At 42.6% G+C, this 11,874-nt stretch carries 10 protein-coding genes; 2 read left to right on the top strand and 8 right to left on the bottom strand.

Going from position 1 to position 11,874, the window contains the following annotated elements:
• The first annotated feature begins 347 nt into the window (after nucleotides 1-347).
• Both PENNN9_RS06065 and PENNN9_RS06060 read left to right on the top strand, forming a co-directional pair.
• Entirely contained in the window at nucleotides 348-1,712 is a 1,365-nt protein-coding gene (locus PENNN9_RS06065) for an aromatic acid/H+ symport family MFS transporter (RefSeq protein WP_058368809.1), read from the top strand.
• A 495-nt stretch (nucleotides 1,713-2,207) separates the two neighbouring features.
• The gene (locus PENNN9_RS06060) at nucleotides 2,208-3,032 is read left to right on the top strand and encodes an enoyl-CoA hydratase (RefSeq protein WP_058368808.1); all 825 of its coding nucleotides are present in this window, start codon (nucleotides 2,208-2,210) and stop codon (nucleotides 3,030-3,032) included.
• Nucleotides 3,033-3,060: 28 nt separating this feature from the next.
• On the opposite strand, the gene PENNN9_RS06055 is transcribed toward PENNN9_RS06060, so the two are convergent.
• From PENNN9_RS06055 to PENNN9_RS06020, 8 genes are all read right to left on the bottom strand, one after another.
• Entirely contained in the window at nucleotides 3,061-3,777 is a 717-nt protein-coding gene (locus tag PENNN9_RS06055; RefSeq protein WP_058368807.1) for a cupin domain-containing protein, read from the bottom strand.
• A gap of 36 nt (nucleotides 3,778-3,813) precedes the next feature.
• Nucleotides 3,814-4,227 carry an alternative ribosome rescue aminoacyl-tRNA hydrolase ArfB gene (arfB, locus tag PENNN9_RS06050; RefSeq protein ID WP_058368806.1) on the bottom strand — a complete coding sequence of 138 codons (414 nt, stop codon included), beginning with the start codon at nucleotides 4,225-4,227 and terminating at the stop codon, nucleotides 3,814-3,816.
• 100 nt (nucleotides 4,228-4,327) lie between these two features.
• The gene (locus PENNN9_RS06045) at nucleotides 4,328-4,570 is read right to left on the bottom strand and encodes a hypothetical protein (protein ID WP_058368805.1); all 243 of its coding nucleotides are present in this window, start codon (nucleotides 4,568-4,570) and stop codon (nucleotides 4,328-4,330) included.
• Nucleotides 4,571-4,666: 96 nt separating this feature from the next.
• Nucleotides 4,667-4,927, bottom strand: coding sequence for a hypothetical protein (locus PENNN9_RS06040; protein WP_075103035.1), 261 nt, complete (start codon nucleotides 4,925-4,927; stop codon nucleotides 4,667-4,669).
• Between the two features lie 6 nt (nucleotides 4,928-4,933).
• On the bottom strand, nucleotides 4,934-8,128 hold the full coding sequence (locus PENNN9_RS06035; protein WP_058368803.1) for a type I restriction endonuclease subunit R: 3,195 nt from the start codon (nucleotides 8,126-8,128) through the stop codon (nucleotides 4,934-4,936).
• A 45-nt stretch (nucleotides 8,129-8,173) separates the two neighbouring features.
• Nucleotides 8,174-8,635 carry a hypothetical protein gene (locus PENNN9_RS06030; RefSeq protein ID WP_058368802.1) on the bottom strand — a complete coding sequence of 154 codons (462 nt, stop codon included), beginning with the start codon at nucleotides 8,633-8,635 and terminating at the stop codon, nucleotides 8,174-8,176.
• 67 nt (nucleotides 8,636-8,702) lie between these two features.
• Nucleotides 8,703-10,055: a restriction endonuclease subunit S gene (locus PENNN9_RS06025; protein WP_058368801.1), complete on the bottom strand. Its 1,353-nt coding sequence runs from the start codon at nucleotides 10,053-10,055 to the stop codon at nucleotides 8,703-8,705.
• Nucleotides 10,045-11,634 (bottom strand): type I restriction-modification system subunit M, encoded by a 1,590-nt coding sequence (locus PENNN9_RS06020; protein ID WP_058368800.1) that lies wholly within the window; start codon nucleotides 11,632-11,634, stop codon nucleotides 10,045-10,047. The genes PENNN9_RS06025 and PENNN9_RS06020 overlap by 11 nt, the downstream gene beginning before the upstream one ends.
• Nucleotides 11,635-11,874: the final 240 nt, after the last annotated feature.

The following is an 11,874-nucleotide window of genomic DNA, read 5'->3' as shown; positions in this document are numbered from 1 at the left end:
CTTTTGGGAAGTAAAATTTGGAAGACGGATCTATTTAAAAGATATATGAGCTGTTTTTTTGTCTATCTTTTAAGAAAAACCATCTATTGCCAATAAAAACATAACTTTCTCCAAAAGAATAAATCCTATGAATATTCATAGCCTTACAAGTTTTTTAGATGTTTTTTATAAAAATCTCACTGATTTTAATTAAAGAAATTATACGTCCTTATACTTTCTCACACCCTAAAAAATCAAAACCCATACTTTATAGGTATATATTTATGCTTAGATAGTTTTTGACTTGCTCATTAGAAAACCATAACTTGTTAGATAGTTATAAGGATATTACCCATGGAGAAACACGAATGGAATCACCCACCTTAAATATCAATAAAGTTATTGATGAAGCCAAATTTGCGCCCTTTCATTGGAAGGTGCTGTTTTGGTGTCTACTGATTATCATCTTTGATGGTTATGATCTCATCATTTATGGCGTCGCCCTACCGCTACTTATGGAAGAGTGGTCATTGACTTCAGTACAGGCAGGCTTTCTTGCCAGTGCTGCCCTATTTGGCATGATGTTTGGTGCCATGATTTTTGGTACTTTGTCTGACAAAATCGGCCGCAAAAAGACCATCATGATCTGCGTCGCCCTATTCAGCAGCTTTACCTTTTTTGGGGCCTTTGCTAATGGTCCAATGCAGTTTGCGGCTTTACGCTTCATTGCCGGTCTTGGTATCGGCGGCGTGATGCCCATCTGTGTGGCGCTGACCTCTGAATACGCTCCAAAGCGTATGCGTAGTACGCTAGTCGCCATTATGTTTAGTGGTTACGCGATAGGTGGTATGGCATCCGCATTGCTAGGATCATTTTTGGTGGTAGATTATGGCTGGGAGATTATGTTTTATATCGCAGGTATTCCTACCTTGCTATTACCAATCATTTGGAAAATGCTGCCTGAATCTTTGATGTATTTGGTCAAAGAAAAAAGACATGACGACGCCAAAAAAATCGTCCGCAGACTTGCACCACAAGAAACTATCACGACCTCCACTACCTTAATATTAGATGAACCAACCAAAGGCGATGACGCTCCTATCAAAGCGTTATTCCTAAAAAACCGTGGCTTTACTACCATTATGTTTTGGATCGCCTTCTTTATGTGCTTGTTGATGGTCTACGCTCTTGCCAGCTGGTTGCCGAAGCTGATGATTCAAGCAGGTTACTCGCTAGGCGCTAGTATGCTGTTCTTATTTGCGCTTAATATTGGCGGGATGATCGGTGCTATTGGTGGCGGTGTGCTGGCTGATAGATTCCATTTAAAACCAGTATTAACGATTATGTTTGTCGCTGGTGCTGCTGCATTGATATTACTTGGCTACAACAGCCCACAAGTGGTGCTCTATACCCTTATCGCGATTGCAGGTGCGACTACTATTGGCTCACAGATACTGCTCTACACCTTTGTCGCTCAGTATTATCCGACCGCTGTACGTACCACTGCTATGGGCTGGGCATCGGGTATCGGTCGCATTGGCGCTATCGTAGGTCCTATCTTGACTGGAGCGTTACTCACGCTTGAGCTTAGCCACCAGATGAACTTCTTGTTTATTGCCATACCAGGCATGATCGCTGCCGTCGCTATCTTCTTAGTGAATCTAAGCGCCGCAGTTGATGGTAAAAAAAGCAATGTACCAGCAGTGGCATTAGATACGCCAGTATCCACTTAATATAGTCAGGTCAATATAAAAGAGATACAGTGAGACTGGGACAAATTTTGCGAAGCCTCTGTCAGCGTAGACACAGCACGCAAGAAAAATTTTTCCCAGTCTCGCGTCATAATCTAATGTATACATTTAATTTAGTATCAACTATAGCAGTTATAACGGTTAAAGAATGTTTTGGCTGGTATTGATTAACAGGTTGGTAAATAAAAATAGCGCACTCATATTATGAATGCGCTATTTTTATATGTGCAATTTCAATATCAGCACTCTATTGTATAACTCGCCTACCATGCTATCATTCAAGTGAATGAACAGAACACCAACTATAGTCAATACTAAATAAAATCGATACATGATTACGATACATTATTAATAGTCACGTGCTACTGGTATAAATTTTGCTTGCTTGCTGTGCCTACGCCGACAGATGCTGCACAAAATTTACCCCAGCAGCACGGTATCTTTTTTAGAGTGAATCAACTATATCAAGGATGATGAATGAATACTACAAACAAAGAAGCCCCTACTACTGGCATCAACGAACCGTTAATTATCAGAGAAGACAGTAAAGATGCAAGCGGCGTCGTCACCCTCACGTTAAACCGCCCCAAGCAATTCAACGCGCTATCGGTCGATATGTTATCCGCTATGCAGGCAGAGCTGGACAGCATCGCCCAAGATAGTAATATACGTGTGGTCGTCATTGCGGCGAATGGCAAGGCATTTTGTGCAGGTCACAACCTAAAAGAGATGCGTGCAAACTCAGATGAGGCATTCCACAGTGCGTTATTTAAGCAATGTAGTCAAATGATGCTGACCATCAATCAGATGCCGCAAGTCGTGATTGCCAAGGTGCAAGGCATCGCTACCGCCGCAGGCTGTCAACTGGTCGCGGCCTGCGACTTAGCGGTAGCTTCTGATGAGGCTAATTTTGCGACTTCTGGCATCAATGTCGGACTGTTTTGTTCAACCCCTGCCGTTGCCGTCAGCCGCAACCTATCTCGCAAGCAAGCTTTTGAAATGCTTATCACGGGTGAGTTTATCGATGCTCATACAGCCATGCAGCAAGGACTGATTAATCGTATAGCTTCAGCGGATCAGTTAGATGCAACGCTGCAATCTTTAATCGATGCCATTACTGCCAAATCCTCTGTCGCGGTCAAAACGGGCAAAGATATGTTCTATAAACAATTGGACATGGATTTAGCGGATGCCTATGAATATGCTGGTAAAGTGATGACGGGTAATATGATGGCAGACGATGTAAGCGAAGGCATTGACGCCTTTATCGAAAAGCGCCATGCGGTATGGACGGGACGTTAATCGCTTTATTAGCGTCTAGATGTCCTTACTATCTATCCTTTTCTTCTATGAGCTCTTGGACATCTGCGCCAATAATTTTAGCAAGATGTCCCGTCTTAAGGTAGACGGTAGTGCCATCTGTACCTGCTTTCATCTGTGGCTGCACACCTACGGGCAAGCGTAGCCAGCTACCTTGTTTATGCGTTTTATCGCCTTCTAGCAGAGTGCCTTTGACCACCAGCAGTTCTGCACCACCCTCAATCGCTTGAGTCATAAGATCTTCTGTGAATAATGCATCACCTGCGCTCAAACGCTGTAAACTCACCTGTTCGCTATCGTCCGAGAATAAAGCACAAACCTCATGGTTGCCGACTCGTTGCCAGTTTACGCTATCGTGCGTATCGATAGCGACATGACGCTCTTCGGACGGTGACATCTGTCGCAGCTTAACAAAGATAACCGCACCTTCATCGCTATAAGGCGTATGGCCTGATGTTGGCGGATTGCGTAGATACCAGCCAGCGGGATAGTGCTTATCATCAGCAGAAAAAGTACCTGACAATACCAAAATCTCCTCACCACCCGGATGCTGATGATGCGGAAAATGCGATCTTGGCGCATAACGCACAAGGCTAGTCGCCCGCGCCTTCTCTGCGCCCACTCGATCAAGCATGACGCGCTCGACGCCATTTTGTGGTGATTTAATCCATTGATGCTCTTCAGCCATCAGCTCAGCACGACGTGAAAAATCTGCATTAATTAGCATAGGATATTGTCCAAATTCGGTGTGAGAGTATCGAGCTTAATAATCAACCTTACCGCGTAAGGCTTTGGTTTTGCCGCGCTGCGTCTTTTGATCGACACGTTTGCGCTTAGCACTTTTGCTCGGCTTGGTAGGTTTGCGAGCTTTGACGACTTGGGTAGATTGCAATATAAAAGCTTTGAGACGTTCAAACGCGTCAATCTTGTTGCGCTCTTGGGTACGGAATTGCTGAGCTTTTAGGACGAATATACCCTCTTTAGTGATACGGCTGTCTTTACTGTCTAATAAACGCTGCTTTTGCACGTCACTCAGACTTGAGGCATTGATATCGAAGCGTAGATGAATAGCGGAGGAGACTTTATTGACGTTTTGCCCGCCTGCTCCTTGCGCGCGGATGGCGCTAATCTCGACTTCACTATCGCTTAGGCTAATGGTATTACTGATAAAAATCATAGTTGTCTTTTATTTCTTTTAAATAATTGGTTTTTTAGATGGTTTTCTCCTATATGGGGTGTGGTTAAGCATTTATAAATAGGGCGTTCCTTCTAACACTTTATTGCATTGAACCAAGCATAGCGCCTACTAATAAAAACGGAATTGACATCAGTATCTTAAAAACGGAATCTCTGCATTTTTCCCAGCGCGTAATAATGAAATATAAGTTGGCAAATGGAAGAAATAGATATAACAGACCCCAAAGTATGGATTCTTGAAAGGCAATAATAATCAGTTTAATCCCATAGATAAAAGAGATGATGACACCAATAATAAATAAAACAATTCCTATGATCTCCATAGTTGCGCTCCTAAAATAAGTTTGATTTGAAATCAAGATTTTGTACATCAATATTATTCTGCTCCAGTCATAGCAAATACCAAACTATTTTGACTGTCACAACCTTCTCTCACCTTTATAAAATGCTCGTCCAAAATATAAGAAAAATGCATAAAAAAACGCGCTGCCTAGCACCACATCAGCAGCACTTACTGTTGAAGAATTTATCGCGGCAACCACCATGACAAAAGCGGTGGAAATCATAGGTAGCGTATAGCGCAATAGTTTGTGAGGCCAAAAATAACCACCTAAGGACATCAGTCCTACTAGTATGATGAACGCAAGCCATGTATCAATTTCACCAGCTAATATTGACATACCAGTCTACACCGCTCGGTGACGCTTAAAGTTTTCTGCCTGCTCAAATATCTCTTTATAGACCTCTTTTGGGTCTACAGGTGGATAGCCCCATTCATCTAATAAAATCATCAGATCAAATTGTAGCTCAGCTTTGATGTCCTCACGCTTGTTCCAATCGGTGTATTTAGCCTTGTCATCTATCAGTTTTTTTACCTCTTTTGACAGCTCGAGCAGCTTATCTTCTGGATAGCTAAAGTCATATTTATGCGCAAGCATGATTAAAATGTCATAAAAAGCTTTTTCTTCAAAGTCGATACCCATCTCACCAAACGATGCCATCTCTTCGCGTAGCTCATGATACAGCTTGATGATCTCATCAGAGAAGTCGCCAATGACTTCGGCACGTAATATATCTTGCTCGTCACGGTCGTTATACTTCTCAACCAAGGCATTCATTTTTTTACTAAAATCAACGCCCTTCACTTTGTTGGTCTTTTTTAGCTCACCGATGGCTTTTGCCAGTAGCTGTTGCAGCAGTTGCAGCTTGGTATTGGGTTGTTTGACCATTTCAAGTTTGGCCAGATAGTCATCATCAAAGATGTCTATCTCACCATCACTGTCATCCCCGAGCTTAAATATCTCTTCTACTCCGTCACTGATTAGGGCATCTTTGACAAGGTCTCGCACCTTTTGGTTCATTTGTTCGGTGTCAGGCGCTCCGCCCGTAGTAATCTTAAAAATGATGCTACGTATCGCGAGGTAATAATGGATTTTGTTTTTGTGCGCTGGGGTCAGCTCTGCACTACCGACACAGATATCGTAGGCGGATTTCATGCGGCGAGTGAGATCCATAAAGGTTTTTTCAAGCTTTTGCGTGCGCAGCGCAAAGTCAGCAGCAGCGTTTAAACAATTCAGCTGTTGAATCGGGGTACCATTAAAGTAAAGGCTGGAATCAAACTTATAATAAAAAGCATCAAGCAGACTTAAATGATCTTTTACGACTACCACTGATTTTTGGATATCTTCGAAGTCTTGCACTTGACCGCCTGTGTAATGCGAGAGCGCTAGATTCATCTGCTTTTTAATCCCGATATAATCGACCACTAAGCCGCTTTCTTTACCTTCAAACTTACGATTCACTCGTGAGATGGTTTGAATCAAGCTGTGCTTTTGCAGTGGTTTATCGATATAGATGGTATCGAGAAACGGTACGTCAAAGCCTGTGAGCCACATATCGACGACGATGGCGATCTTGAAGTTGGATTTGCCGTTTTTAAACTGTCGGTCGAGCGCTTTGCGATAGTCTTTATTACCGAGCCTATCCCACAGTGCTTTTGGATCGTCTGGGTTGCGAGTCATGATCATTTTGACCCGCTCAATAGGTGTGATTTCTTTTTGTTCTTGCTCAGTCAAGCTTGAGCTTTCTTCGCAGGCTTTGATCTCATCCCATTCGGGGCGCAGCGCTATGATGTCTTGGAATAATTGATAGGCAGCTTCACGGCTGCTACAGACAAACATTGCCTTGCCTTTTTGTGTCGTGCCCTCTTCTATTCGCGCTTTATAGTGTGCAACGAAATCCTCAGCGATGGCTCTAATACGGTCAGGGTCGCCAAGAATAGTGGACATACTGGCCATGGCTTTTTTACTTTTATCGACCTGATAAACACTGGCGCCCGACTCTACGCTGTGCTTGTAATACTTCTCTACTTCATCAAGCTGCTTGCTATCGAGCAGCACTTTGGCTGCGCGGCCTTCATAAACGATACGTACGGTGATTTCATCAAATACCGACTCGACCATGGTATAGCTGTCGACTACAGGGCCGAAGACATCAAGGGTGGCATCAATCGGTGTACCCGTGAAGCCCACGTAAGTGGCATTGGGTAATGAGTCATGCAAATACTTTGCGAAGCCGTAAGACTTCTTTACCCCATCTTCGGTGACGGTAATTTTTTGCTGGAGATTGATTTGGCTACGGTGTGCTTCATCGGAGATACAGATAACGTTACTGCGCTCGGTCAAAAGTGCTAAGTCTTCGGTGAACTTATGGATGGTGGTCAAGAACACACCGCCACTTTTGCGCCCTTTTAACTGTTCGCGTAGATGCGCTCGGCTCTCGACACTGATGATATTGTCATCGCCGATATAGGTCTTAGCATTGGTAAAGGTCTCAGACAGCTGACCATCTAAATCGGTACGATCAGTGATTAAGATAATGGTTGGGCTACCAAGCGTGGCGTCTTTCATCAGTAAGCGCGCTAAAAACAGCATGGTGAAGCTCTTACCGCAGCCCGTCGCGCCAAAGTACGTACCGCCCTTTCCATCTCGAACGCCATCACATGAGCTATTATCGTCAATTAGATTGCCCTGGTTGTCCGTCAGCTTCATGTGCTGTTTGATGTTAGCGTATAGCTTGGTGGCCGCATAATACTGGGGATAACGACAAACGATTTTCTCTTCCCTGCTTGATTTGTCAGGCACATAGATGAAGTTGCGGATGACATCGAGCAAACGAGCTTTATCAAATAAGCCGCTCATCATCGTTAGCAGTGAATGAATACCGTCTTTCTCTAAGTTTTCATCGCCCGTGATCTTGCGCCAAGAGTAATAGAACTCATAAGGGGCAAAGAACGAACCCATCTTTGAGTTGACGCCATCGCTAATCACGCATAGAGCGTTGTATTTAAAAAGCTCTGGAATATCGCGCTTATAACGGGTGGTCAGCTGGGTGTAGGCATCAAACATAGTGGCATCTTCACGGATGCTGCTTTTAAACTCAAACACTACCAGTGGTAAGCCATTGATATAGAGAATGCCATCAGGTATACGCGTCTCAAAGCCTTGTATCTCCATCTGATTGACGATGCGATAGCGATTGTTATCGAGTGCTTCATAATCGATGAGCTGGATGTATAAGTCTTTTTGGGTATGGTCTTCACGCTTGAGTAAAAAGCCATCTGCGACCCATTTCATAATGGCTTTGTTTGTGTCGTACAGATCGGAGGCAGGGAGGTATTCGAGCTTATGAATGATGGACTCAATCTCATACTCTGTGATTAAGTCTGCTTGATAACGGCTCGCCAGAAACTGTCGAAGATCAGACTTAATCAGCACATCATCAGGATTGCGGTCGAGTGTTTCGCCAAGTGTATGTGGATAGCCCTCAGCTGCTAGCAATTCAATAATGGCTTGTTCAAGCCTGTCTTCGGTGAATTTCAATGGTGCGTCCTTTTTTATATTTTTGATAAGAGCAATAATATTTTATTATTGCTTCTTTTTAAGCAATTCAATTTCAAGTTTTTCTTTCTCAATTTGAAGTTCTAAAATTGCACTTTTCTTAATGGACTCAATATCTACTTCGTACTTATATTTTTCTAGTTGAAAAGTAACTAATTTATCTTGTTGAGGCTGTATTCTAAACATCCATATCGAAAAACCAAACAAACCAAGAAGAGTGCCAAATATAGCTAGCCCGACTAATAAATTATTAAAGCCATCCCTATCTGAAATTATGACTTCTCTATACCCTTCTATAATATTCTTAGTCTCGTCTGAAAAATTATTACTATTTGCATTATCTAATTGAATAGCAATATCGATAAGCTGAACATTAGCTTCTTTCGTAATATATATGGTCGCACCTAAGCTAAATATTAAAAGTATTAATCCGAAAAGAGCAAAGAATTTATAAACATTATCTGTAGGTAATGGAACTTTATTCTGCATACTTTCTATCGCTATATTTCAAATGATTATTGAAACTCAACCTACTAAAACTCTCAGCAGTGCTCACCTATGCATCCTCTAACATCGCAGCAGCAGAAACACGCAACTCACCTGACATTAACTTAGGTAAAAGAGTATCGCGGAGTTCAGATAAAGAAATAGCCTGCTTTGAACGAATATTATTTGCTAAATACATAGGTTTTACTTTATTTGAAAACTCTTCCATCAATATTAGTGGAGGTATTGCTACTGACCAGCTCATTATTGCTGCTTTATCGCCACGTGGCATTTTGGTTCCTTTTGACGTTGCAGTCATATAATCAAAGAAAGAGTCCTGATAAAGAAGGCTAAATAGATATTCATTAGCTACAGCATCATTAGCTTGAAAGCCTAAAACATCATTTGACCGACCACCACTGAAACTAGCAAGCCATATCTTTTTGAAGTATGGACGTATATTAGAAATCAGGGTTTGTCCCACAGAGAACTTTGGAACTTGACTAGTACTCGCGATACTTGCTGCGTAAGAAATACCCGCTTTTTCTTTATTCATATTCTCAGTAGAAACATAATTTTCCAAACTGAGTTCTGAGGTATTTATTTTACCTTTTCCGAAGAAGCAAATATCAGCAAGCGTTCCAGATTCCCAACCCTTCGGAATCCACCCCATCTCCTCCGTAAACTCAAATTCATCAGGGAATAAATTCTGAATATTTGAGTTCTCTTTTTTCTCAATGGCTTGACGCTGCTCAGCACGCTTAGCGAACACATCAGGAATAGCATTGCCAGCCGCTAGCGCATTATCAATGACAGGATCAAAATCTACAAACCAGCTTTTAAACAATGCCTGCGCCATCGCTTCTAGCGTCTCGTTCATTTGGCGGTTTAGCTCGATTTTGTCATCTAAAGAACCAAGAATATGGGCAATATTGTTTTGAGTATCTAAATCTGGTTTAGGAATACCTAAGTTTTCTATCATGCTTTTAGTTAAAGCATGTCGAGTTGCACCTGCACTTGCATAATTTAATAATAATTGTTGTACTTGCGGTGATACTAGTTGATACCTTAGATATAAAGGATTAAACGAGCTTTCTTTAGGTCTAATTATTGAAACATGCTGATTAACTCTGGCAGGTAAGACCTGATTGTCGACCATGCAAACCCTAGCAACCGAGTCGCCAGTGATATTCAGCAAAATATCATTTTCTTCCACGATAACGTTTTTTAGTTTTCCAGCAGCTTCTGCCGTTATAAAGACCAAACCATCTTTTTTAAAACCGTCGTTATAAATATTTTGACTTCTTATTAATGTGATTTCACCTTCTTCGAGATAAACGCTACTCCCACCCCTAGGCGTTGCACCACTACCAATTTTTTTACAATGATCTACTAATGAAACTACTTCCCAATCACTCGCCATAACCCAATACCTCCAAGTTCTGACGAATGGTAGCGTCTAGCTTTTCAGACTCTTGCATTTGTGCATATAGCGTTTGGCTTAGCTCTAGCATTTTAGTCTCAAACGGAATACCGTCATCTTCAATCGCTGCTGCACCTACATAACGCCCAGGAGTCAGCACATAGTCATTGGCTTTGATATCATCTAGGCTTGCCGATTTACAGTAGCCTGCCTCATCGCTATAGGCTTCATAACCACCTACTTCCTTCTCACCGCGCCATGCATGATAAGTCTTAGCAATCGCCTCAATATCATCAGTGGTGAGTTCTTTATGTGTACGATCGACCATACTGCCGATAGCACGTGCATCAATGAATAGCGTTTCACCACTACGATTACGCAATCCACGTGCTTTGCTATCAGCGGAGGTGGCTTGCTTGTCTTTACTAATAAACCATAAGCACACCGGAATCTGCGTGGTATAAAACAGCTGACCCGGTAGCGCAATCATACAATCGACCAGATCGTTTTTGATGATTTGCTCGCGTATCTCGCCTTCACCACTGGTTGTGGTGGACATCGAGCCGTTTGCCAATACGAAACCAGCAGTTCCATGCTCAGAGAGCTTAGATATCATGTGCAATATCCATGCATAGTTGGCATTGCCCGTCGGCGGTGTCGGATACCCTGCCCAGCGTGGATCATCGACCAGCTCATCAGGGGCGCGCCAATCCTTTTGGTTAAAAGGTGGGTTTGCCATGATGAAGTCCGCTTTTAGGTCTTCGTGCTGATCTTTAAAGAACGTATCGGCAGCCACATCACCCAAGTTGCTAGAGATACCACGAATGGCAAGGTTCATCTTAGCGAGTTTGTAGGTCGTGCTGGTGTACTCTTGCCCATAGATAGACACGTCTTTGGTATTACCGTGGTGACTCTCGATAAACTTAATCGACTGGACGAACATACCGCCCGAGCCACAACAGGGATCATAGATTTTACCTTGATACGGCTCAAGCATCTCAGCTATTAGATTCACCACAGACTTAGGTGTATAGAACTCACCACCGCCCTTGCCTTCAGTCGCGGCAAACTTACCTAAGAAATACTCGTACACGCGCCCTACCGTGTCCTCGGAAGGATTGCCAATAGTGTCGATGTTATTGACGACATCAATCAAAGCGGCAAGCTTACTGGCCGTTAAGCCAAGACGCGAGAAGTAGTTATCCGGCAATGCCCCTTTTAATGATTGGTTGGTTTTCTCAATCGTGCTAAGCGCAGTGTCGATTTTGAGCGCGATGTCTTCTTGCTTGGCATTCTGCTGGATAAAACTCCAACGGCTCTCCTCTGGCAAGTAGAACACGTTATCTTTGGTATAGGCTTGCACCATGTCGATATGTTTTTCATAGCCTGTATCGATCAGCTTTTGGCGCTGCTGCTCAAAAGTATCACTGATGAACTTTAAGAAAATCAAGCTAAGGACGATATGCTTATATTCTGAGGATTCGACGCTACCTCGTAGCTTGTTGGCAGCATCCCAAAGGGCTTCTTCAAAGTTGCCATTGTCTGTTTTATCTTTTTTGTTTGCAGGTGTTTTTGCCATGTTTCTTGATTCTCTTGTTTTAACTAAATGGTATTGACTGATAATTTCATTGCCGGCAAGTATAACGCACATTGGACGATTGGATAAGCGCTATAAAGCCTGCTGGCGGTTTTGGTTTTTTATTATTACCCGTTATATGTAATGACCAGTCACACCACTATTGATGCACGAATATGAATATCTGCTAAAATTATGCCATTACACTGATAACAACTAATAACAGACAAATAGAAAGGATTT

The organism is Psychrobacter sp. ENNN9_III (genome assembly GCF_001462175.1).
GTDB lineage: Bacteria > Pseudomonadota > Gammaproteobacteria > Pseudomonadales > Moraxellaceae > Psychrobacter.
This window is presented reverse-complemented; position numbering and strand designations above follow the sequence as displayed.